This is a genomic window from Methylobacterium radiodurans (assembly GCF_003173735.1).
GTDB classification, from domain to species: domain Bacteria; phylum Pseudomonadota; class Alphaproteobacteria; order Rhizobiales; family Beijerinckiaceae; genus Methylobacterium; species Methylobacterium radiodurans.
Map to the genome: position 1 here is coordinate 2,107,462 of NZ_CP029551.1, position 23,214 is coordinate 2,130,675.

General features: G+C 68.0%; 23 protein-coding genes. 15 read left to right on the forward strand and 8 right to left on the reverse strand.

Annotated elements, in window-relative coordinates; genetic code table 11:
• Positions 1-21: 21 nt before the first annotated feature.
• Positions 22-1,287 (forward strand): MBL fold metallo-hydrolase, encoded by a 1,266-nt coding sequence (locus DK427_RS09610; protein ID WP_245930860.1) that lies wholly within the window; start codon positions 22-24, stop codon positions 1,285-1,287.
• Between the two features lie 8 nt (positions 1,288-1,295).
• Here the strand turns inward: DK427_RS09610 and DK427_RS09615 are convergent, their stop codons facing one another.
• Positions 1,296-2,585: a hypothetical protein gene (locus tag DK427_RS09615; RefSeq protein WP_162559759.1), complete on the reverse strand. Its 1,290-nt coding sequence runs from the start codon at positions 2,583-2,585 to the stop codon at positions 1,296-1,298.
• 88 nt (positions 2,586-2,673) lie between these two features.
• On the opposite strand from DK427_RS09615, the gene DK427_RS09620 reads away from it, so the two are divergent.
• Entirely contained in the window at positions 2,674-3,225 is a 552-nt protein-coding gene (locus tag DK427_RS09620; RefSeq protein WP_109951069.1) for a recombinase family protein, read from the forward strand.
• 174 nt (positions 3,226-3,399) lie between these two features.
• Entirely contained in the window at positions 3,400-4,632 is a 1,233-nt protein-coding gene (locus tag DK427_RS09625; RefSeq protein WP_109951070.1) for a hypothetical protein, read from the forward strand.
• 311 nt (positions 4,633-4,943) lie between these two features.
• On the opposite strand, the gene DK427_RS09630 is transcribed toward DK427_RS09625, so the two are convergent.
• Both DK427_RS09630 and DK427_RS26245 read right to left on the reverse strand, forming a co-directional pair.
• Complete coding sequence (locus DK427_RS09630; RefSeq protein ID WP_162559760.1) at positions 4,944-6,077, reverse strand: hypothetical protein; 1,134 nt, start codon at positions 6,075-6,077, stop codon at positions 4,944-4,946.
• Between the two features lie 143 nt (positions 6,078-6,220).
• Positions 6,221-7,492, reverse strand: coding sequence for a hypothetical protein (locus DK427_RS26245; protein WP_162559761.1), 1,272 nt, complete (start codon positions 7,490-7,492; stop codon positions 6,221-6,223).
• 149 nt (positions 7,493-7,641) lie between these two features.
• Between DK427_RS26245 and DK427_RS09645 the strand changes: the two genes are divergently transcribed.
• The gene (locus DK427_RS09645) at positions 7,642-7,911 is read left to right on the forward strand and encodes a helix-turn-helix domain-containing protein (protein ID WP_425452578.1); all 270 of its coding nucleotides are present in this window, start codon (positions 7,642-7,644) and stop codon (positions 7,909-7,911) included.
• 10 nt (positions 7,912-7,921) lie between these two features.
• Here DK427_RS09645 and DK427_RS09650 read toward each other — a convergent pair whose 3' ends face one another.
• The 5 genes from DK427_RS09650 to DK427_RS09670 form a co-directional block, all read right to left on the reverse strand.
• Positions 7,922-8,266 carry a DUF3768 domain-containing protein gene (locus DK427_RS09650; protein ID WP_109951075.1) on the reverse strand — a complete coding sequence of 115 codons (345 nt, stop codon included), beginning with the start codon at positions 8,264-8,266 and terminating at the stop codon, positions 7,922-7,924.
• Between the two features lie 4 nt (positions 8,267-8,270).
• Positions 8,271-8,936, reverse strand: coding sequence for a hypothetical protein (locus DK427_RS09655; RefSeq protein WP_245930861.1), 666 nt, complete (start codon positions 8,934-8,936; stop codon positions 8,271-8,273).
• A gap of 561 nt (positions 8,937-9,497) precedes the next feature.
• Positions 9,498-10,376, reverse strand: coding sequence for a plasmid partitioning protein RepB C-terminal domain-containing protein (locus DK427_RS09660; RefSeq protein ID WP_245930862.1), 879 nt, complete (start codon positions 10,374-10,376; stop codon positions 9,498-9,500).
• Entirely contained in the window at positions 10,373-11,251 is an 879-nt protein-coding gene (locus DK427_RS09665) for a plasmid partitioning protein RepB C-terminal domain-containing protein (RefSeq protein WP_109951077.1), read from the reverse strand. The genes DK427_RS09660 and DK427_RS09665 overlap by 4 nt, the downstream gene beginning before the upstream one ends.
• On the reverse strand, positions 11,248-12,822 hold the full coding sequence (locus DK427_RS09670) for a recombinase family protein (protein WP_281276984.1): 1,575 nt from the start codon (positions 12,820-12,822) through the stop codon (positions 11,248-11,250). Before DK427_RS09670 ends, DK427_RS09665 begins: the two co-directional genes overlap by 4 nt.
• Positions 12,823-12,937: 115 nt before the next feature.
• Between DK427_RS09670 and DK427_RS26250 the strand changes: the two genes are divergently transcribed.
• The 11 genes from DK427_RS26250 to DK427_RS09725 all read left to right on the forward strand — a co-directional run bounded on the left by DK427_RS26250 (position 12,938) and on the right by DK427_RS09725 (position 23,208).
• Positions 12,938-13,267 (forward strand): homeobox domain-containing protein, encoded by a 330-nt coding sequence (locus tag DK427_RS26250; protein WP_162559762.1) that lies wholly within the window; start codon positions 12,938-12,940, stop codon positions 13,265-13,267.
• A 376-nt stretch (positions 13,268-13,643) separates the two neighbouring features.
• On the forward strand, positions 13,644-14,930 hold the full coding sequence (locus tag DK427_RS09680; RefSeq protein WP_245930863.1) for an FAD-binding domain-containing protein: 1,287 nt from the start codon (positions 13,644-13,646) through the stop codon (positions 14,928-14,930).
• Between the two features lie 31 nt (positions 14,931-14,961).
• Positions 14,962-15,732: an SOS response-associated peptidase gene (locus tag DK427_RS09685; protein WP_109951080.1), complete on the forward strand. Its 771-nt coding sequence runs from the start codon at positions 14,962-14,964 to the stop codon at positions 15,730-15,732.
• A complete protein-coding gene (locus DK427_RS09690) occupies positions 15,729-15,875 on the forward strand; it encodes a hypothetical protein (protein WP_162559763.1) in 147 nt (48 codons plus the stop codon). Before DK427_RS09685 ends, DK427_RS09690 begins: the two co-directional genes overlap by 4 nt.
• Before the next feature lie 12 nt (positions 15,876-15,887).
• On the forward strand, positions 15,888-17,075 hold the full coding sequence (locus tag DK427_RS09695) for a hypothetical protein (RefSeq protein WP_109951082.1): 1,188 nt from the start codon (positions 15,888-15,890) through the stop codon (positions 17,073-17,075).
• Positions 17,076-17,147: 72 nt separating this feature from the next.
• The gene (locus tag DK427_RS09700) at positions 17,148-18,176 is read left to right on the forward strand and encodes a trypsin-like serine peptidase (protein ID WP_109951083.1); all 1,029 of its coding nucleotides are present in this window, start codon (positions 17,148-17,150) and stop codon (positions 18,174-18,176) included.
• Between the two features lie 89 nt (positions 18,177-18,265).
• Positions 18,266-19,063 carry an OmpA family protein gene (locus DK427_RS09705; RefSeq protein ID WP_109951084.1) on the forward strand — a complete coding sequence of 266 codons (798 nt, stop codon included), beginning with the start codon at positions 18,266-18,268 and terminating at the stop codon, positions 19,061-19,063.
• A 41-nt stretch (positions 19,064-19,104) separates the two neighbouring features.
• Positions 19,105-20,052: a hypothetical protein gene (locus DK427_RS09710; protein WP_109951085.1), complete on the forward strand. Its 948-nt coding sequence runs from the start codon at positions 19,105-19,107 to the stop codon at positions 20,050-20,052.
• 27 nt (positions 20,053-20,079) lie between these two features.
• Positions 20,080-21,042: a hypothetical protein gene (locus tag DK427_RS09715; protein ID WP_109951086.1), complete on the forward strand. Its 963-nt coding sequence runs from the start codon at positions 20,080-20,082 to the stop codon at positions 21,040-21,042.
• 95 nt (positions 21,043-21,137) lie between these two features.
• Positions 21,138-21,758, forward strand: a complete 621-nt coding sequence (locus DK427_RS09720; RefSeq protein ID WP_109951087.1) for a hypothetical protein — start codon at positions 21,138-21,140, stop codon at positions 21,756-21,758.
• Positions 21,759-21,792: 34 nt separating this feature from the next.
• Positions 21,793-23,208: a hypothetical protein gene (locus DK427_RS09725; RefSeq protein WP_245930864.1), complete on the forward strand. Its 1,416-nt coding sequence runs from the start codon at positions 21,793-21,795 to the stop codon at positions 23,206-23,208.
• Positions 23,209-23,214 lie beyond the last annotated feature (6 nt).

Genomic DNA, 23,214 nt, shown 5'->3' on the forward strand with positions numbered 1-23,214 from the left:
GCCGGGGGGCTTCGCGCTTGCGTGCATCGGGGCACGCGCGAGATCGGTGGCACCTGCGTCGAACTGGAATGTGCGAGCGCGCGCCTCCTGCTCGACCTCGGCCTCCCCCTGGATGCTGATCCCGCCCTCGACCCGGCATCGCTGCTGCCCGCCGTGCCTGGGCTGAACAAGGCTGACCAGAGCCTGTATGCCATCGTGCTCTCTCACAGCCACGCCGATCACTGGGGGCTGATACCCCATGCCGGATCACCCGTGCGGGTCGTTGCTGGTGCCGCTACCCGGCGCATCCTGCGCGCGGCAGCCCCCTTCGTGCCCCGGTCGATACCGGCTCAGTTCGGGGAGCTGGACGACGGCCCCACGCTCGCTGACCGGGTGCCCATCACCATCGGGCCATTCCGTATCACCCCCTACCTCGTGGACCACTCGGCCTACGATGCCTACGCGCTCTTGATCGAGGCGGGCGGACGCCGGTTGTTCTACTCCGGCGACCTGCGTGCACATGGACGGAAGGGCGCACTGTTCGAGCGCCTGCTGCGCGAGCCGCCCCCGGCCGTCGATGCCATGCTGATGGAGGGCTCAAGCCTCGGTCGCCTGATGCCGGGGCAGAGCTTTCCAACCGAGGGTGAGATCGAGGAGCGCTTCGTCGAGCGCCTGCGTGATCCAGGCTTCGTCGGGGTGTGTGCGTCGGCTCAAAACATCGACCGCGTCGTCTCGCTCTACCGTGCCGCCAAGCGCACCGGGCGAACCCTGGTGCTCGACCTCTACGCACTCGAAGTCCTCCGGGCGACGGGCAATCCGAACATCCCGGCACCAGGTTGGCCCAACCTCGCGGTCTACGTGCCCCAGTACCAGCGTCGCCAGATCGCACGAAGTGAGCGCTTCGACCTGCTCGCCCCGTACAAACCCTACCGCATCTACCCGGAGGGTCTGAGCGAGCTTGCGCCACGCGCCGTGATGCTGTTTCGGCCCGCCATGCTGCGCGACGTGGATGCGCTCAGCTCCGACGTGTGGCCGACCACGCGAGTGATCTGGTCGCAGTGGGAGGGCTACCTCAAAGACGAGACCGGGTCAGGTGCGAAGCTGCGTGCCGAGTTGGCCTCACGCGGGGTCGGCCTCGAGGTGATCCACACCTCGGGCCACGCCAGCATCGATGATCTCAAACGGCTCGTGGAGGCGGTACAGCCACGCGCGCTCGTGCCGGTCCACACCTTCGCGGGTGACCGATTCACGGAGCATTTCGGTCCGAGCGTCACGCGGCGCGCCGATGGCGAATGGTGGCCGGTCTGACGGCCGGGCTAATCCGCAGCCCCGCCTGCGCGATGTTTGGCAAGCCAGCCAGTGAGGTCGGATCGCTCGTGATCTGAGAGCCGCTGCAAAGCGTCCCGCAGGCTTTGGCAGAGGGCGTCGCGCACCGGGTGCGGGCCTTCGGCATACTCCTCCGGCTCACCCGAGTGCCGCGCCCGTCGATGTTCGAAGAAGAGGCACAGCCACAGTTCGAGTGCTGTTCCGGGCCAGCAGCCCGTCGCTTCGGCGTGCGAGAGCTTCGCGTTGGCGAAGGCGCTGAGCTTCGTGATGCCGATCTCGCGCGCGACCTCGTAGCCGTCGAGCAGATCCATCAACTCGATGGAGTCGTTCCAGTGGAAGGGGTTTGGGATCGCGTCGAACCGGCCGCCTTGAACCGCGTCGATCCAGCCTTCCTTGACGGCGACCTGGGGTTCGGCACGGAAGGCTGAGTTGGCCCGCCACAGGCCGAAGCCAAGGTGGAATAGGTCGATCTGGTCGGCGAAGGGCAGCGCCCGAAGCGCACCGAGGTCGAGACGTCCGGCACGCGGGTTATAGTCTACGAGGGCCACTACGGCGCGCACATCTTCGATACGGTCTGAGACAGGAAGCCGCTGGATCTTGGCCTGGGCCAAATCGCTCAGACCGTTCAGAAGCCCGAGCCGTGCCTTCTGCCGGAGTTGACCCTGAAGCTCGTGGGCGAAAGTCGGCAAGGTGCCTCGCAGATCCTCGAAGTAGCGTGACAACTGGGCAGCCACGCCCTCGACGCCACCGCCAAGCCCGAACTTGACCTCGATCAGCGCAGGCATCAGGGCGTCGTTCGTGATGCGGCGGTCGCCGGGCCAGTAGACGCCGACCACGTCGGTGCGGCCCTTGCCCTCCTCGGCGATGCCCTGCCGATCAACGGCGATGTAGTCGGAGTTCAGCCCCTCGCGGTTGTTCACCCGCACGAGAAGCTGCTCGAACTCGATCTCCTTGCCGCGCGCCGCGTGCAGGGCGATGCGCTGTTTGATGTGCGGGACCTCGGTCTCGCAGAAGGCAGCGACCTGCTCGGCCACCTGCACGTCGAGGCTCTGTATGCCCCAGAACTTCTCGTGCGACAGCAGGCGGTAGCCGTCCCGCAGCCGCTTCACGCTGACGAGGCGCTGACCCTTGCAGTAGACATCGAGGATGTCGGTCCTGATCTCGGCGATGAGATCTCGATCCCGCTGGACCAAGGTGAGAAGTGGAGCGAGCGGGCCTGCAACGAGATCGCCTTCGAATGCAGCATCGAGGATGCGGGGCGGGCGCAGGCTGGTGCTCACGGGCGAGTCCGACAAGAAAGGGCGTTGACAGCGACTATTACGGCTGTGGTTCGTGAGGTGGGCCTATCACACCCTGAGGTGACACCCTATGGCCCGCATCGGTTATGCTCGCGTCAGCACCCTCGATCAGGACCTCGACGGGCAACTCGCCCGGCTGACAGCGGAGGGCTGCACCCTCATTCGCTCGGAAAAGGTCTCCGGCGGTTCTCGGGAGGGCCGCCCCGAACTGGCGACGGTCATCGCATTCCTCCGGGCCGGCGACGAACTCGTCGTTGCCCGGCTCGACCGGCTTGGCCGCGACACCCGCGACGTGCTCAACATCATTTACGAGATCGAGCAGCGCGGGGCCTTCGTCACTGTGCTCGACCCGCACGTCTCAACACAGGGGCCGATGGGTCACATCATGCTGACCGTGCTCGGCATGGTCGCCCAGATGGAACGCCGATTTATCAAGGAGCGGCAGCGCGAGGGCATCGAGCGAGCGAAGGCCGCTGGTATCTACGAGGGCGGGAAGCGCCGGTTCGACCGCGAACGCATCCATGCGCTGCACGCCGAGGGCATAGGCCCGGCCGCCATCGCGCGAGCGGTCGGCTGTTCGCGTATGCAGGTCTACCGGGTGCTGCGGGATTCCTCTGCTTGAGTGGCCCAGACTGTCTCTTCTTGATCAGGTGCACCATACGGCCAAGAGCATCGCCCCGCCGACCGGGCGCGCTCGGCCCAGACGGGAAGCCGCCGCGCCGTTCCGTCGAAGCTGGACGCGCTTGGCCGGATAGGGGATGCCGGGTGGTGTTCTAATCAATGTCGGTCCGCTCCCATGCACGGTGACGTATTTCTCCTCGAACGGCCCGACCAGCCCGTTCAGCGGGCCGCCCGCATACCGCTCGGCGACACTCGCGGACGCAACGAAGCGTGGCTGCGCAACACTCTGTTCGCCCATCCCGATGCCTTGCCCGTCGCTGACATCGACCCAGCCTTTGGCCCGCTACTGCCACTGTGCCGGGAAATGCGAACGGAAGCCGGGCCGCTCGACATCGCCTTCATCAACCCGCACGGCTACCTGACGCTCGTCGAGTGCAAGCTGTGGCGCAACCCAGAGGCCCGCCGTAAGGTCGTGGCCCAGATCCTCGACTACGCCCGCGCCATCACCCGATGGTCTTATGCCGACCTGCAACGGCAGGTCTCGATGGCGTCGGGCCGCAAGGGCAACTTGCCCTTCGAGGTCGCGCGTGCCCACAATCCGTCGCTGGAAGAGCATCGCTTCGCCGATGCGGTCGTGCGCGCTATGCGGTCGGGTCGCTTTCTCCTGCTGATCGCAGGGGACGGCATTCGCGAGGACGTTGGCGCGCTGGCCGAGTTGGTCAACAGGAACGCAGCCTCAGGCTTCTCGCTCGGGCTCGTGGAGGTGGCGCTTTACGAGCTCGGAGGCGATGCGCTCGCGATCCAGCCGCGCGTGACCGCCCGCACGCACCTGATCGAGCGGCAGGTCGTACTCTTGCGTGGGGACGGCGGCTCTCTCGGCGAGGATCGGATTGAGGACCGTCCGTCGTTCGCGTCGGCGGCAATGCCGGCGTCTGGCGGGCAAGAGGAGGCGGTCGGTGTGCCCGAGACCGGGGCGGCGGGCCGCAATGCGTTGCTGAAGGCCGAGTATGAGCGGTGGTGGCAACCGGTGGCTCAGATGCGATTCGACGACCCCGAGCAGCCGAGTCCAGAGGTAAGGTGGCCCAATCACGTGCGCGCCTCGCTGCCTTGGCCGAACCTTTGGATCACGGCCTATCGCGATGCGCGCGTATGCGGTGTGTTCCTGGCTGGACATCAGGAGGCGCGACGAGAGTTTCTAGTGCGCGCTGAAGGGGAGATCGACGGGTGGGGCACGATCCTGCCCGAGGGAACCAGCGTAGAGCCGCCGGGCGACGCGGATGCGGGCTCGATCTCGACTCGGCGAACGCACGCGAGCTTCATGAACGACGACGAAAATCGAGCATGGCTGATGACCGTCCTCAACGGGTACGTCAACGTCCTGCGGCCTCGCGCCAAGCGTCTCGCGTGAACTGCGGCGCAGGGCTGAAATCGCGTCGCAGAGCAGCCTTCCAGCGGCATTTTCCACGAGGGCAAACCGCCGAGGCGCACGAGGTTTGCATCGTGCTGGCGCAGAAAGTCGAAATTGGCCGATCCGACCGCCTGCACGGTAATGGTTCCTCCCCGCCTTAAGCGTGACGGTAATTCCAGCGGGGGTAACTCGCAAAGTGGCCGTGCGTGCACCGGATGGAATGCTCAGCGGTGCGATCAGCCGGTTACAGCCCGACAAACCGGTCCGAGACCTGAGCCTCGGCCTTCAGGGGCTGCGCCAAGCTGAGAACCTCAACGGCACTTGACCCACTTCGAGGTCTCACCCTCCTGAGCCAGCAAGAGACCATCGCGGGTCAGTGTGTAGGTCGCGGTGCCGAAGATCTCCGGCACGTCCTGCACATCGATCCGATGCGAGCCGGCAATCTGCCATGCCTGCGGCCCGAGCCGGCGCACCGCGTTGATCCGCTGCGGGAACTCAAACTGGCGATTGCCGCTGCGCTCACGCTCGGAGATCACCATGACGCTGTGGTCCTCGTAGTCCTCCGCGATGCGCCCTGGATCAGCGCAGGCGCGCTGGTTGTCAAACCAACGGCCTCGGAGTTCGCTCGGGTACGTGGCCTGCGGATCGCGGTAGACGAGCCCGCGCTCGGCATCGGGTCGTCGCCCCGGGCAGAGCGCGTCGAAAGTGGAATCGACCGTGTCCTCGCCCGAGACCACCGAACCGTCGAGCCACTCGTCGCTGGCGACATTGCGCCAGATCCAGCGGCGCGACGCATCCAGATGGCTGTCGGAGGGGAAAGTCGTGGGTCGCGCGAATAGGCGATAGGTTCGGTCGCGGACCGTCACAACCCGGGTCGTGCAATTGGCCCGCCCCTGCACCTCGTAGTCGGGGAAATCGCTCAGACAGCTTCGTAGCGCGGCTGGCTCGCTGCCGGCATAGCTGGAGCAAAAGTCGCGACGCTCGGCCGGGCCGGCGCGAAATATGCCGACCGCTGCCTCGGCCATCTGGCCCGTCAGACTCACCGCACGGGCGAAAGGGGCACGACCGGCGCTGACAGTGAAATCGGCGAGGCGCGTGGTGACGCGGAGTGGCACCTCGCGATCTGCTTTGGGCGAGGCGACAGTCGCAGCGGGGGCGAACACCCCGACCGGCATGTAGCCGAGATGCTGGCCGACCTCGGTCAGGTAGACGATCAGCCCGGAATTCGTCGTCTCGGTGGCTAGGGGCCGCCCGGCTGTCACCGTCTGGCAGCTTTTCTCCCGCACGAGGCCAGCGCCGATCTCGCTGCCCGTCGCCGGCCCAGCCAGCGCGATCTTCTCGGCTCCGGCGTAATCGCAGGCGAAAACCGGCGCGGCGAAGGTGCAGGGTTGCCCGACCGTGCAGAGCGGTGCGGCGACCCCGGCGGCAGCGGTCGGGATCGTCATCGGCTCGGCCGCGCTCGCGCCAGCCGCGAGCATAGTGACGGAGATTACCGTGATGGCCGGGCCTGCTAAGACCCTGTGCAGCCCGTGCAGGCCGTGCTTGGCCCTCGCACCACCGGTGCTGAGCGTAAACCGAGCGGCCCGCATCAGAAATCCTTTTTCACGGTCAGGCTGTCGGGGTAAAACAGCCCGTAGGCCCCCTTCAGCCAGCCGGTTGCCGCCGAGCAGAACTGGCGGCCCTGCTCGGTGTAGGTCCGCTCCTTGACTGCGCCGCGCCCGGTGAAGCCCAACTCGCTGATGTCCGCATTGGCCGCCGTTTCAGCGCGGTTCGCTGCTGCCCAGCGCTCATCGGTGTTCAGGCTCGGCGCACGCTTCAGGATCCCGGCTTCGATGCCCTTCACCTGTGCCTTGGCCTCCCCCATCTGCTGCGGCGTCAGGTAGACGGCTGCGTACCCAGTTCGGCTCTCAGAGCACTGCTTGGCCACGAGGTAGTGCCGATAGGCCGTGAGCATGATGTTCTCGGGCTTGGCCGCCTCGACCTGAGCCGCCTCGTAGGCTCGTTGCTGCTCGGCTTGGATCTCCCGACTGCGGCGCATGACATCTGCTCCGCTGGAGCCGAGCGCGTCGAGCCGTGCCCGCTCCCGGGCCTCGGCTTCGCGGGCCTCCCGGTTGCGCCGTCGGACCGCCTCGTATGGATCCTCTGGGCCGCTCGGAGCCGCACCCGCATCGGCGCGGTCGCCGGTTGCAACCTGTTCGCGTTTGGCCTGCGATCCCGCAGCACGCTGGTGCTGAGCCTCGGCGAAGCGTTCGCGCTCAGCTCTCGCTGCCACATTGCTTGCCTTGGCGGCGGTCTCGCGCTCCGCGCGCGTGACCTCGGCACGGTCGCGCTCGGACTCTGCCTCGCGCTGCTTCATAAGCGCAATCTGTCGCAGCCGCTCGGTCTCGATGCGGCGGTGCGCTGCCGCAGCATCGACCTGCCGCTGCGCTTCTTCTTCCTCGCGACGCTGCTGCTGCTCGACCGCAAGCCGTTCCGTGTCGCTGCCCTGGACCAGCGTCGCAATCACCGCGCCGAGGCGAGGCAAGCAGAAAGCCACCGCGCCCCGTGAGAGATCTTTGAGGTCGGCTGCGCTGACCGCCGAACCACCCGACAATGGCTCTGAACGCAGCCCGGTCGCGAGCTGGCTTCTGACGTAAGTCAGCCCAGTGGCCGAGTTCCAGTTGGCGCGTTCCCGCTCAAGTTTGCCCGCGACGCGGTCGGCAATGCGTTCCGCCCGCTCTCCCAACAGGACCGGCGGACATACCTCGTGGCGGGCAGGAATACCCTTACCGTTGGGGGCCACTTCGTGCGCTCTGACCGACTGTGCCGCCGTGCTGCTCAGAAGGGCAACGAGGACCGAGGCGCGGACGTAGCGGCTCATGGGGCGACGGTTCCTTCTCACGGTATGGAGGACCAGCTTGGGGACAGCCGAGCCAGTGTCCGAAGCACGTCTATAAACTGAACTTTTATTGCCTGGATTGATGGCCAGCAACCAGCGCGCTGTCGCTTCCGATGCGAGCGCGTGCCTTGGTGGGCTGGAATCTGCGTCGCCTGCGGGTCGAGAAGAGCCTCTCGCAGGAAGCGCTCGGCCTGCTGGCCGAATGCGAACCGAGCTATATCGGTCGCATCGAGCGCGGCCGTGAGAACTCCACTGTCGAGACGCTCGAAGCGCTGGCGGAGGTTCTCGGGGTCCACATCTCGGCGTTCTTCGTCATTCCGAAGCCAGGAAGTGAGCGGCCGGCGACTCTGCGGCGGGGGCGGAAGCCAAAGACCGCCGCGACACGCCCAGAGGAAGGCTGAGGCGACCACCTCAGTACTGCTCCGTCAACATGATGGTGAGGACGCGGGTCGTCACGGTGGGGTTGGCCGGATCGCGTGAGGCGGCGGTCAGCGCCCGGTCGTAGCAGTCGATCTTCCAGAACACCCGCACGCCGCCGACCGTGACCGCACCGAAATCGTGCTCGGCATGCGGATCGTTGTCGGTGTCGAAGGCATCGAAGGCCCGCACTGCCGCGAGGACGGCGGCACGGGTGACCTCAGGCAAGGCCGCAACCCCGACTGTCAGCATCACCCGCCCGCCGATGAAGCTCCGGCGTAGGGCATCGTTGAGGGCGCGAACGCGCGTCGGACCGGTCGGGGTGGCGCAGCCCGGCATGGCGCTACTCCGCCGCCTCAGCCACCTCGGGGTACAGCAGCGCCAGTGCTCGGCGCGAGCGCGAGAACTCCGGTAGGTCGGGGTAGCCAGCCCATACCAACTGGAAGTGGTCGTCGGCCTTCGTTGCGACGACCTCGGCCGGGTAGTACCCGCCCTCGGCCTCATCCTCGGCCAGCACACGGCTACCGATGCAGATCTGCGAATGGTCGGCCGGGGCCTTCGTGCCCGCCCGCGTCGCTGGCGGGTCACCCGCGCCCGATCCGCCCGCGCCACGACCTTGACCACCGACAGCGCTGGCTCCGGCCGCAGCGGGCTTGGCCGCGACCCTGACGGGCACGGGTGTGTCGGGCAGCCCCGCAGCTTCGAGCAGCCGGGCAAAGGTTTGCGTCGAGCAGAACGGCACGAAGGCTTTCCCGCTGTCGAAAATTCGCCCCTTCGGCAGGCTGCTGGCCAGCCCCTGATGCTCCTCGGCCACGATCAGGGCGGTGAAACCCATCAACGCGGCAGCCCGCTCGGCTGCGGTGGCATCTTCGGGGCCGAAGGCGCTGGCGTGTGGTCGGCCCCGCTCGTCACGCCCGAGCAGGATCAGGCCGGGCTGCGGGCCGGGGCACGGCACGAACGTAGGCGGGAGTGCAGCCGTCGCGACGGCGGGGTTGACGTTCAGGTTCATCGGCGGGCTCCAGAAACGACGAAGGCGGCCCGGAGGCCGCCTTGTGAGGGGGAGGATGCGCTCGGCCGCCGCCGTGCTGATCGGGCTGTTCGCTGGGGTCGGTGCAGTGGCGGCATGAGCGGCATCCTGACGGTCGTGGCAGCGCCAGCGACGCAACCTTGTATCAGGATTTGAATCCTAATGTCAACCTCAGCTAATAGATCGCTGGTCATGGTAGTTGGCGTGGATGCCGCGCAGCGTCGTGCAAAGAGTATGCGTCCTGGGGATTTTCTGGCAGGAAGCTGCGCTGTGACAGTCTGCGCAACTCCCGCTGAAGGTGGGATGCCGAAGTTGATCCGCTGCCCGCAAGCTGAAGTTATGCGATGCGCCTTCATCTGTCGCTGGAGTGGCGCTCGCCAGATCTCAAAAGTGAATACTTGGCCATAATTTATTCGAACAAAAGTCGATGATTTCGGCATATGCGTTCGAACGCACAAGGATCCGCCACCGTTTGGCCGATTCCGCCCGCTGCCGTTACGTAAACAATGCTTAAATTTGTTTAAGCTCTGCCGCCGGTAACTGTTATAGCGACGCAGCGGCTACGATCGTCTGAAGCTCAGCCAACATGTCCCCGTGTCGTTTCCTAAGGTACGCGACCACGTTGCCGTTCGCTATCAGACGGCTGACGTATCGCGACGCGAGCACCAGATGAAGCACATCATCACCGAATGTCCGCTCCACCGCCTTGAAGTCGCGGCTCACCACCTCGAGCTCGCGCTCCATCCGCGCCATCTGTTCCGGTGACAGTCCGTTCAGCCGTTTAGGCTTCTCGGGTGCAACGAGATCTCCCTGTTTGGTGCCAGCGAGCAGGGCCTTAGCATAACCAGTGGTTAGGTTGCCGGCCTGGATCATGAGGTCGGCGGCTTCGTACTGGCGTAGCGGCTTCATCTTGCGAAGCGCGTCAAATATCGCTTTGCTGACGGTTCGGTCCTTTAACAGCTCGATTACCTCTGCCGAAATCCCGTCAAGCATCGTGCGCCGTCTCGTCAATGACTTCACGTCCATCCCGAGCGCGCGGGCGACTTTCTCTGCCGAGGCCCCACGTTCAAGTGCCCGCTGAATCATGTAGTACTCCTGGACTGTCGCAAGTCGATTCACCCGCTTGTTATAGGTAAAACTCTCGTCATCCTCCTCGATAACGCAGCGCACTCTTTCCTCTCCACGCTCGCACAAGACATAGTAGCGGAGATGGCCATCGAGCAGCAGGTGCTTTCCTTCTGCATTCGCCTTCGAGATCGGAAGCGGCTCGATGACCCCCACTTCCGCGATTGATGTCGCGATGCGCGCGTAGCGCTTTGAGCGGGCGACATTCGGCGCAAGCCGGCGGAGGGGCAAGATGTCCGTAAGCCGAATGATGACTACACGTCGTTCGAATCCGATGTGGACTTGTTCGGCCATCATGCCTCCTTGATGCCGATACGCTCCGCGAGAGGCTGTGGTAGAGTGCCAATGGCTTCCGCGCGAAGCAGAATAACGAAGTGCTCCTCTTCCAGAAGCCGGCGCAGCGCGTTGACGATAAAGATCAGCCGACCCTGCGCCAACTCGGCTTTCTTCACGATAAGCTTCTGTCGGTCGATCTCACGACGATAGCTACGCACCAGTGCAGCAGCCGTGGTCTTCGTGGATTTCTGCGGGTGGCCGATTGATTTCACCGACTTGCCAATTTTATTGCGTTCCTCGACGATTCGTCTAATTGCTAGTACCTGTTTGCCCGGTAAAGCCTTGCTCTCATAGGCTTCGGTTAACGCTCGCTGCACTCCAGCGTCGTTTGCACGCGCGATTTCTACCGCGATAGTATGGGGAATGACCCCTCGCTCTACCGCGTCTAGCAAGCGCTCTTCACCACGATCTAAGAGAAAGCAAATCGAAAATGCATACTCGGGACTAAAGCCAATCTTCGCGGCTATCTGCACAGAATCGTAGCCGCGTTCGCGCATGGCACCGACTTCCCGGATCAGTTCCAGCGGTGAATGGTTCTGGCGTGCGAGATTTTCGATAAGACTCATGACGTAACAATCTTCGCGCGATGCCTCGATCACGACCGCCGGTATTTCTTTCTGACCCAGGGCGACGAACGCTTCCATGCGACCTTGTCCGCAGACCAGTTCGTAACCGTCCCCACTCGTCTTCTGCGTGACGGTGATGGGCTTCTTCAGACCGACCGCGCGGATGCTCGCCACCAGCTCCTCGAAGATGCGCCGGTTGCGGAAGCGAGGATTAAGTACCTCGATCGCAGCGATAGGGATTGAGACGATGTCGGTTGAGGCTTCTGTCATGCAGCCCTCGGCGTTGGGCTGCGACGCAGCAAGTGATAGAGAGGTGAGAGATCATCCACCCGGTAGGCATCGAGACGGAGACCGTTCAGCTCGGCCATCCTCAGGGTTTCCATGGATCCAACGTCGATCCACGGCAGGATGTAAAAGTCGCGTGGACGTTGGTTGTCAGCGTCTAGCCTGACGGCGATGGTGAGGTCCGGCCGCAGGCCAGTATCCAGCCGGAGCTTCCAACGAAGCGTGCCGGCTCGAGTTGAATGGCAGCGCACAACCACGATCGACACCGTCAATTCGCCATGCACTGTCAGCAAGTCGGTTGTCGGATCAATCCCAACGGCACCACCCGTGTCCTCAATGCCTCGTGTAACCTCGCTGACTATCTCGGGGTGCAGCAAGCGGAGGTGGCGGTTCGTCTCGATGAAGCGGTAATCGCGATCGGGCGCGTAGCCGACGAGCTGATAAGCGCGGAGCAAGCTGCCGAAGCGATGGCGGTAGCTGGCCGCTGATGGCATCTCCTCTATCTCGTCGATAATGAGGCCCGAGAGAAGACCACGCGAAGCCAACAGGTCGGACAGCATCCGCAGCATATCGTTGTCTGAGAAGCGCCGGGCGCGCTCCTCTAAGATGCAGGCGGCGGCGTGAAACGATGCCGGATTGACGATCGCCTCGAAAGCTCCATCGGCCCTGATCCACATGTCGGGCGGGTTCACCACCCGCTTCTTCTTCAGCTTGAAGGAAATTCGGTTGTAGACATTATTGCCGACATACTTCTCGTTACTTAAAATTTGATGGACGACACTTCGCGTCCACGGCCGACCGAGATTTGTTTTCCAGCCTTTCGCATTGAACATCGCGGCAATCTCACGTTCCGACCGCCGCTCTTCGACGAAGAAGTGGTAGATCCGTCGTACCATTTCCACTTCTTCCTCGGGGCCGGGCACAAGCACCACACGATCGGTCTGAAGACTTTTCTGCTCCCCCGGTCGAAGCTCTGCTTTCGTGTGACCCTTCTCGTCGATGAGGCGACGCCGCAATCCGTAGCCGGCTGGACCGCCCTGACGATAACCCAGGGACACGAGGCGACACTGGCCGGCAAACACCTTGGTCGAAAGATCACGGCTAAATTCGCCTGCCATGACCCTTCGTACACTCTTCATGATCGTCGAACTGGGGCTACCATCGTTCTCGAATGGCTCCGCGCAGTAGTGGACCGCGATACCAGCCTCGCGGCACACAAACTCGTAATACCCGCTCTCGTCGGCATCTTGGAACCGGCCCCAACGGCTGATGTCGTAGACGAGGATCGCGTCGAAATCTGCGCGGCCGTTGCGGACATCGTCAAGCAGCATCTTTAAGGATTCGCGGCCGGCGATGTTGAGACCGCTTCGTCCCTCGTCGGCATAAGTGCGCACGATGTCGAAGCTTCTCTGTGCCGCATATGCACTGATTGCGTCCGCCTGATTCTCGGTTGAGTAGCGTTGGTGGTCGGTAGACATGCGGACGTAGCGCGCTGCCCGTACCCTGGCAGTTGGCGCACTGTCGGTATCTTCCTCAGACCACCTCGTCGTTGCCACGAAATTGCAGCTCGTCTGTGATAAAGTGGCTCAGCCATATCCCGCTAACGAAGGGATGTCCTGATCCATGAAGGCGCGAACTTTTCGGTCCAGTAGTGAGGTGCTGGCGTCCACAATGCTCGACGCCACCGTTTTCGCGCGAGAGGTCGCCGCTGCGCTCGATGCAGAGTTCGGTAGCAGGCCCCACAAGGTCAAGGAAGTCGCGCGACTCACCGGTTGCAACGAACGCACCGTCAAGAATTGGTTCCAGGCTCGCAATGGCCCTAGCGGTGAGTGCCTCGTGACGCTGATGCGTCACTCTGATCAAGTACTTCGGCTTGTTCTTCGCTGCGCGGAACGTGAAGATCTACTGGATATCATCAATGTAACTGAAGCAAAGGCACGGCTTGCAGAAGCTGTCAGCACTTTAGACGGCCTGCTCAATCCTAACGAGGAGGGATTTTGAGCGCTTAACAGAACCGCTTGATCCCATTAGGCTAAGAGCACCGGCAATGCCTGGACTGCACTCGTGCGCGCCGTCAAGGATGCTATCGTGGATCTTGCTGAAGCTGAGCGGCGCTCGCTACGTCGTGACCGGCCGATCTCGTACAGCTACGTTCGCGGCCGCCTCGACGGCGGCGGTCTTTAGTTGGAACGGCTCTGTGATCTGCGTGGACGCCGCCTCATCCTCGCGTGTGCCCTCTGTCACCGACGCGGCCTCTACGACCTTGACCGCCTACGACACCGCTTCGGTCAGCACGCATGTGTCTACGAGGTCTACGTGCGATTGACCTAGACCTGGCGGTATCAGCACCCGGTCGGGGCACGGCGGCCGAACCAGTATGGCCGTGCTTGCCGAGTACGACTCGACACGGACAAGCACGGTCGCGGTGGTGGCCTGCCTTCGCGGACGTAACGCACCCGACCGGCCTCATCGTCGCGGCCGGCGGCGGCATCGGCGATCCGTGCTAGGTCACCCGACCATGGATCGCAGTTTCACCCTGACCCGCGCCGCCGGGCTCGCCCGCCTCGCCACTGTCACGCCCCGGCTCGGGCGCACCTACGCCGCCGAGCGTAACGGCGATCCCGGATCGGATGCCGAGACCTCGACCACGGCCCTATCGCCTTACCTGCGCCGCCGGCTCATCACCGAAGCGGAGGTCGTAACTGCTGCCCGGGAGACGCACGGCGGGGCGGCCGAGAAGTTCGTGTCGGAAGTGTTCTGGCGGACGTACTTCAAGGGCTATCTCGAGACCCACCCGACGACCTGGACGGACTACCTGCGCCTCGTTGCCGAAGGTGAGGCGCGGCTTGCGGCCAACTCCGGTCTGCGCCGCACCTACGAGAATGCCATCGAGGGTCGGACCGGAATCGAGGGCTTCGACGACTGGGCACGCGAGTTGGTTGAGGTTGGGTGGCTGCACAACCACACCCGGATGTGGTTCGCCTCGATCTGGATCTTCACCCTGCGCCTGCCGTGGGAACTCGGCGCGGCGTTCTTCCTGCGCCACCTCCTCGACGGCGACCCGGCCTCGAACACGCTCTCCTGGCGCTGGGTGGCGGGGCTGCACACGCGCGGTAAGCACTATCTCGCGCGCGCCGAGAACATCCGCCGCTACACGGATGGTCGCTACGATCCCGATGGCCTCGACGAGCAAGCGAAACCGCTGACCGAGGACGATGTCGCCCGGCTCGAACCGCTGCCATCGCCGGATCCGACCCCAGCGGGCAAGGTGGCGCTGCTCCTGCACCTCGATGACTTGCACCCGGAGAGCCTACCGCTGGAACGCGCGACGGTGATCCGCGTCGGCGGCCTCGTTGCCCATGTGCCGGGCGCAGATGAGCGGGTACGAGCGGCCGACATCGTCGCGATGGAGGATGCGCTGGCGCGGGCGAGCACGCACTTCGGCTGCCCCTCCGAGATGATATCGCCGGGTTGGTCTGACAGCCTGCCTGTGATCAGCGCCTGGGCTCCGGTTGGGCCGAGTGCCGAAGCCCTGCCGACCGGCGTCCTGCGGGTGCGGCGGGCGTGGGACGAGGCTGCATGGCCGCACGCCACGCGCGGCTTCTTCAAACTTCGGTCAGCCATCCCAGAGATCCTGCGGACGGTCGGCCGTCAGGGGGATTGAAGCCACCTCCTGTCCCGACGACGATGGTTCAATGTGCAACCTCTACAGTCTCGGCCGGCAGGGTCCTGATGCCCTGCGGGCGTTTTTCCAGGCGACGCGCGACGCGACGGGCAACATGCCCGAGCTACCGGCGATCTTTCCCAACACCGCCGCGCCGGTCGTTTATCTGCGCGAGGGCGAGCGTACCCTGTCGATGATGCGCTGGGGCCTGCCGTCGCCGGCATTCGCGCTGGAAGGCCGAAAGGTCGATCCAGGGGTGACAAACGTAAGGAACGTGAAGTCACCTCACTGGCGGCGCTGGCTCAAGCCGGAGCACCGCTGCCTCGTACCCTTCGCCTCATTCTCGGAGAACACGAAGGACGCGAGCGGCAAGGCGGTGCCGGTCTGGTTCGCGTTCGGTGAGGAGCGGCCGCTGGCTTGCTTTGCCGGATTGAAGGTCGAGGGCTGGACCTCGGTCCGCAAGGCCAAGGATGGCGAGACTACCGACAACCTCTATGCCTTCCTCACCATCGAGCCGAACGCCGAAGTCGGCGCGGTCCACCCGAAGGCGATGCCGGTGATCCTCACCACCGACGAGGAGCGGGATGTGTGGCTGCGCGCGCCGACGTCGCACGACGCTACCGCACATTGCTCGCCGGGCAGGCCGTGGCGCATGCGCCGCTGGCCGTCGCCGCCTCGGACGGCGACCTCGCCGCGCGCCGGGTCGGACCCTTCGTCCTCGAGGTTGTGCCCGCCGCCGACGACGCGCCGCCGCTCCTGGTCATCCGCGGCGGCGACCGACCGGTCCGGGCACTGGAGGTGAGCCTCGGCGACGACGCGGTGCGGCTCGCGCTTCCGCCGCCGGTCGAGGGCGCGATCGTGATCGCCCTGGACCCGGATGTGCCGGAGGCCGACAGGCTCGGGCAGCTCCTGCGCGACCCGGCGGCCGCGGTCTTCCTGCTGTGAGCGCCTGAGCCCATGAGCCCGGCCGCGATCCTGATCGTGGTGCCGACCACGGGTGGCCCGCTCGTGATCCGCTCGCTCAAAGCCCGCCCCGGACTGCCGGCCCCGGCCGCCTTCGCGCAGGGTGACTACCGCCCCCTGCCCTGGTCGGGCGACTACGCCCGGCTCGCCACCCCCGGCGGACCGCTCACGTCCCTCACGGGGGCGATGGTCGCGCACGAGCTGCGGCTGTCCGGCTCCTTCGATGCCGGCCGCTCCTGGGAGGTGCCGGTCTGCCTGGCGCACGGCCTCTCGGCGCGGGGGCATCGCCTCGTCGCCGAGCCTGGCGAGGCCGACCTCGTGCTCTGGGCGACGGGCGCGGTCGATCTCGATCTCGCGGTGGTGCCCGGCGACTACGCCCTTCTCGACAAGATCGAGCGATCGCGCGCGCTGCTCGACTCGGCGCCGCAGGCCGTCCGCGCGGTGCTGCTGCCCGAGGGGCCGGAGCGGGCGGAGGCTCTGCGTATCCTGCAGGCTCTCGGCGCCCCGGGCATGCTTCGCCCCCTGCCGGCGACGACCGTGGCGGCGGCGCTGGAAGCCCTCGACACGCGCGAGGCCGCCGACGCACGGTCCGCGATCCCGGCGCCCGGGCGGCGACGCGGCCCTGTCCTCGCGGCCGGAGCCCTCGCGCTGGGTCTCGCCGGCATCGCGCTCGGGGTCGGCTACGCGCGCCGGCCCGACGCCGAGCCGCCGGTGACCGTCGCGGCCGGCCCGGACCAGCGCCCGGACGAGCCGGGCGGGACCGCACCACCGACGGGCTCCTCCACGCCCGCCGTCTCTGCCGCGCCCGCGCCGGCCGCTCACGCACCCGTCCTGCGCGTGGAGGAACTCGTCGCACCCGCCCGCTCCTCCTGCCGGCGGGTCGCGTTCGGAGCCGATCCGCCCGAGCGCCGGCCGGTGCCCGAGGCGGCGGAGGGACGGCTGCGCCCGACCCGCCTGGTGCCGGAGCTGTGCGGCCTCGCCTTCCGCCCCGCCGTGCCCGGCGGTCGGATCGAGGTCGGCACCGAGTTGCGCGCGGCGGCGCTGCCGCCGAGCGCGCTCGACGACGGCGCCCAAGCGTACTTCCTGCGCGAGGGCGCGCGCCGGAACCTCGTCTACGCGGTCCAGGCGGTTTCGGAGGGGGGCGCTGCGCGCCGCATCACCCACGCCCTCGAGCGTCCATGAGGCGTCACGTCAACAGTGCGTCGTCGCGCGGGTGCATGCGCCGCTACCGGGGACGATCAGGGGAGGACAGGGATGATTGAGGCCCGCCACCGGAGACGCCGCGCGGCGTTCGCCACGCTCGCGGGGCTGACAGCCTGCACCGCGGCCGGCTCGGCGACGGGCGCGCGCGCGCAGAGCGTCGGCTTCGATCCCGCCGATTACGGCAAGGCGCAGCTGCCCCTGCGCCAGACGACCGGCGATGCGGCGTCCTACGTCGACCAGAACAAGGGCGCCTTCGAGCCCATCGCCGAGCTCGACCCCAGCAGCGCCCTCGCGGCGCTGGCCCGCCCGATCGGCCGCGTCGACATCGTGCTGCGGAACGAGTCGAGCGGCCAGACGGTCGGCGCCTCCTGCACGGGCGAGCTGATCGCGGGCGACTACGTGCTGACGAACCATCATTGCCTCCCGCAATCGGGCAACCTCCGGCCGCTCAAGGCCTCGATCCTGATGGATTACCTGACGCTCGACGGGAAAGGCGCCCGGCGCTTCGAGATCGACCCGCGGCCCGTCGAGTTCGACCCGCGCCTCGACTACGCCATCGCCCGCGTCGCCGGCCACCCGACGGGGATCTACGGGTCGGTGCGGCTCTCCGCCGAGGCCGTGCCGGGCAGCCGCTCGATGCTCGTCATCCACCACCCGCTGGGCCGGCCGAAGGTGATGAGCCGTTTCCGTTGCTTCGCCCTCAAGGACCAGGCCGAGGGGCCCGACCTGCGCCACCGCTGCGACACCCTCGGCGGCTCGTCGGGCTCGCTGATGTTCGACGCGGATGCGGGGGTCGCCCTCCACAAGGAAGGCGGGCTCGATCCGAAGGATGCGACGAGCTTCAACGCCGCCACCCGGCTCGCCGCGATCCTCGGGCGGAGCCGGGTCCTCGCCGAGGCCGTCGCCGCGCAGGCGCGGCCGTCCGCCAAAGCCTCGGCCACGCCCCCGCCCGGAAGCCCTCCGCCCGCCGACGGCACCGCCGCGGACAAGACGCCCGTGACCAAGACGCCGGTGACCAAGACGCCCGCGGGCGGTCCCCTCGATACCGACGGGATGAACGCGATCCTGCGCGGCCGGTGACGGATTCCGACGGCGAAAACCGGTCTGCGGCGTCCATGGACGGATCAGGAGGGCCCGATACGCGGCCCGCAGGTACGAGGAGCCAAGCCATGCCCATGGGTTTCGTGCCACATCCGACCCTGATCCTGGCCGCCGCCCTGATCGCGGCGCAGTCGGCCTGGGCGGAACCGCTGACCGAGGTGCCCGGCGCGCGGGACGCGGCGTCCGAAGCCTCGCCCGAAGCCTCGTCACCCCCGCGCGACGCGGCTGCGGAGGCCGCTGAGGCGCGGGCCGCCAACCCCTCGGCCACCGCCATCATCCGTTCCCTCGCCCCCTTCGCCGACGGCAACCCGGGCGCGCCGGCCCGGCCGCTGGCGGTCACGCCCGCCGACGGGGGTGTGCCGATCCGGGTCGATGCGGCGCGGGCCGTCGATCTCACCGTGTTCTTCGCCTACGACAGCGCCCGGTTGACGCCCGAGGCGCGCATCCAGCTCGAACCTCTGGGTCAGGCGCTGCGCTCGGGCGAACTCGCCCGCCACGGGTTCCTGATCGCCGGGCACACCGATGCGGCCGGGGGCTGGTCGTACAACCGGCGCCTGTCGCTGGCCCGGGCCCGGGCGGTGCGGGCGCACCTCGTCGCGACCTACGGGATCGATCCCGGCCGCCTGCGCGTGCACGGCTGGGGTCCCGGACGTCTCAAGGATCCGGACGCGCCGCTCGCCCGGGTCAACCGCCGGGTCGAGGTGAGCCTGATAGCCCCCCGCAATGCTTCCCGGGGAGCCTGGAGCCTGCCCGTTCTCGCCGAGGCCGGCTGCCCAGGGCCGGGCCTCGCCGATCCCCGGCGCCGCCTCGCCCTCGATCTCGACGATTTCGACGCGGCCCCGACGCCGCTCCCCTGCGCCGACTGACCCTCCGCCGATCCCCGCGACCCGAGACAGGAGCCTAACCCATGCGCACGCTTTCCGCCGCCGTGTCGGCCGCCCTCGCCCTCGCCTTCGCCCTGTCGGCCGCTCCGGCGCAGGCGCAGGCCAAGCCCAACGTCGTGGTGATGGGCGAGGATGCCGACGAGGATGCCGTGCCGCGGGGCAACCGCATTTTCCAGCGGGTCGTCGCCGAACTCTCGGAGACGATGAACCTGCGCGGCTACAACGTCTACGACGAGACCGCGGTCGCCATGGGCTTCACCCAGCCGAACCGGGTCCGGCGCCGGGACGCCGAGCTGATCGAGGTCGCCCGCGCGGTGTCGAATCCGCCCCTCGACGTTGTGGCGATCTTCCAGATCTACGCCTCGGCCTCGAAGTCGGCCTACTCGGACATCGTGCGCCCGCAGGTGCGTATTCCCGGCCGCCTGCTAAATGTCCGGACGGGACAATCGCTCGGCGCCTTCGAGGTCGCGGGCCTGCAATTGCCGCCCCTGCCGCAGGGCTGCGACCGCGAGTGCCTGCTGGAGCGGGTCGGCGCCGAGGCGAAGACGATCGCGGCGGATGTCGCCGCCGCGCTCACCGCCAAGCTCGACGGCTTCGTCGCGCCCCGCCGCGCGCCGGATGCGGGAGCGCCCGCGGGCGACGCCGCCCCGTCCGCCCCGGTCACGGGGGCCGGGCCGGCCGCGGGCGGCGAGGGCTGCGGCGGCCTGCCCACCGCCTACACGGTGCGCCTCGACGGCTTCTCGCCCCAGGAGGTGCAGGCGGCCGAGGAGTACATGGCGGCGTTCCGCTGCTATGAGCACCACCGCCCGGTGCGCGCCGGCGGCGCCTCGGCCGAGTACTGGTACGAGACGCGCTCCGATTCCGCCCGCCTCACCCGCAACCTGCGCCTGATGCTCGACCATATGAGCGCGCCGGGGCAGGTCCAGTTCTCCGGCAACACCATCGTCGTGCGCCGCATCGCGACGCGCTGAACTCCGCGACTCCGTCAGGGACTGCCGATGGCTCATCTCATCCCGCCCCGCCTCCTACGGCTCGCCGCGCTCCTCGCGCTGCTGACGGCGCCGCTCGCCGCCCGCGCCGCCGAGCCGGTCTTCCCGGCCAACGCATCTGTCGGCCTCGTACCGCCGCCCGGCATGACGCCCGCGAGGACCTTCGCCGGCTTCGAGCACCGCTCCGGCGCCTCCATCGTCATCGCCGAGATGCCGCCGGAGGCCTACCCGCAACTCGTGGAGCGTTTCACCCCGGAGGCCCTGCGGGCGACCGGCTTCGAGGCCCGGGGGGCCGGCGAGCCCCTCGCCGTCGCGGGCGGCGAGGGACGCATCCTGCGCGGCAGCCAGGCCGCGAACAGCCTGACCTACACGAAGTGGGTCGCGATCGTCCGCGGCGCGCCGGGCACCGGCCTCGTGACCGTGCAGGTGCCGCAGGCCGCCGACGCGCAGGTGCCGGGACCGGCGGTGGAGGCGGCGCTGCGCACGATCGGCTTCCGGGCCCCCGCGAGCCTGTCCGACCAGATCGCCGCTCTGCCCTACACGGTCGGGGATCTCGGGGGACTGCGTCCCGTGCGCGTCTTCATGGGCAGCGGCCTCCTGCTGACCGACGGCCCGAAGGACGTGGACCCCGAGGGAACGCAGGCGCTCGCCATCGTCACGCCGTCCATGGGGCAGGTGGCGGTGCCCGTCGATGGCGAGGCCGCCCTCGCCCGGAAGGCCCTCCTCGGCGGCCTGCCGCAGATCAAGGACATCGCCGTGACCGGGGAGGAGCGATCGGTCCGCGACGGTGCCACGGTCGTTCGCCTCCGGGGTACCGCCAAGGATTCGCGCTCCGGCCGGCCTCTGCGCGTGACCCAGACGATGCTGTTCGCCAAATCCGGCTACCTGCGCCTCCTCGGCGTCGCCGGCCCCGACCAGACGCGGGCCCTGGACGGGATCGAGCGCGTCGCCGCCTCCCTGGCGCTGCGGTGACGCCGCCCCGCCGTCGCGCCGCTGTGCCTCGCCACGCTGCCGGGCTTGCCGCTTCTGGTCCCGGCGGTGCTCCGATCTGCGTCGGAGGCCTGACCATGCGGACGATTCTCGCCGGCGCCTTCGGAGCCCTGATCACGGCCGCGCCGCTGACGGCGCGCGCGGAGGCGGTCCCGAAGCTTCTGCAGGACTGGACGGCGCTCAACGGCCTCTGCCGCGGGGGCTCCGGCGACGATCCGCGCACGCGGGCGGCCTGTGACCGGCGCGACGCGATCGACCGCCGGCTCGCCGCCGCGGGCTGGTGCCACGGGCGGCCGGGCGAGCTGGGCGCCCAGCGGATCTGGCGGCCCTGCGGGGAGGGGGGCGACCAGCCGGCGCAGGTCCGGGCCGGGACGCCGCAGGACGCGGCGCGGCGCGCCCTCCTCGATGCCGCCCGCGGCCCCGCCGAGGCCCGGCGCGGCCAGCCGGTGCGGTTCGTCGTGCACGCCCTCAACCGGGACGGACCCTGGGCCTTCCTCTTCGCGCGGATGCAGCGGCCCGACGGCCGTCCCCTCGGTCGCGCCGCCGCCGACTTGGCGTCGGATGATTACGCCGCGCTCCTGCGTCAGGACGGAGCCGGCTGGCGGGTCGTCGATTTCGCTCTGGGACCGACCGACATCGCCTGGGAGGGCTGGGACCGCCGCCACGGTGCTTCGGCCTCCGTCTTCGCGGTTCGCTGAGGCCGGATCGGACCGTCTGAACAGGGAGACGCGCATGCGCGGACGTCTTGGGTTTCTCGGATTCCTGCTGATCCCGGCCGCCGCCGCGGCGCAGGCGCCGGCTCCCGACAGCCTTCGCGAGGCCGCGCCCGGATACGCCCGACCGTCCGAGGCGGGGTCCGATGCGGACGCTCCGGATCCGGCGGGGTCGGATCTGCCATTCGCCTCCACGCCCGAGCTGCGCGCCCGCACGGTGGCGGAGCGGGTGCGGCGGATGCAGGTCGCCGATCCCCTCGGCGCTGCGGTGGCTGCCCGGGAACTTGCGCAGCACGACTACGATGCCATCTTCCGCGGCTTCCTCGCCGGGACCGCGCTGCGCGAGACCGACGCGGGCGATGTGCTCGCCGCCTTCATCGTCCTCCAGTGGATGGTCGCCAACGACGCGATGATGGAGCCGAGCCCGGCGGCCCTGCGGGCGATCCGCCGCCAGTTCGCGGTGCCGCTCGCGACCAAGCCGCCCCTGTCGCTGCCCGGCCCGCGCGCGACCTTCGCCGAGGAGGTGAAGCTGCGCGCGGTCCTGCACCACGCGGGCTGGCAGGCGGCCAAGCGCGCCGGAACGCTGCCGCGCTTCCTCGCGACGCTGCCGAGCGACCTCCTCGCGCCGGCGACGCTGCGCACCCTCGCGATGACCGATGACGGATTGGTGCCGCGGGGCGCCCGGGCGCGCGCGGCGCCGCCCGCCGCCTCGGCGCCCCGGGGGGCCGCCCGCACGACACCGCCCGAGCCCGAGTTGCCGGCCGAGCCGCGCTTTCCAGGGAACTGGGCGACCGTCGAGGGCGTGTATTTCCGCGCCGCCTACGGCGTCGGGGTCGGCGGCATGATGATCATGCGCTTCGAGCCCCTGATCCTGCTGCGCGACGGCACCACCTACCAGGTCGCCGCGGCGGCGCTGGAGGATGTCGATCTGCCGGCCGAGCGCGTCGCCAAGCCCAGCCGGTTCGGCCGCTGGACGCAGGCCGGCGACACGTTCACGCTGACCGACGTCAGGGGCCGCGCGGACACCTACAAGCTGCAGGACGGCCGCTTCTTCCGCGCTTTCCCGGCCGGTGCGGGGGAGACGGTCGCGCGGAGCTACCGGAACCTGTCGGGCGGCGGCAACACCGCCATGGGCGGCGACGTCATGATCGCCGTCTCGAACCGCTACGATTTTCGGGCGGACGGGACCTACGGCCGGGGCGGCTCGGTGGGTGCCACGAATTCGGGGGCGACGAGCGGGGTCGGCTCCGCCGTCTCCGGCCGCCGCGCGCCGGAGGGCGGGCGCTACGCCTTCGACCGGCACACCCTGACCCTGACGGCGCCGGACGGCCGTGTGCGGCGCCTGTTCTTCGCCTTCGCCTCCCACGGGGATCCGCCTGCGATCGACCGCGACATGATCTTCGTGGGCGACGACGCCTTCACGCCCCCGCATTGAAGGACT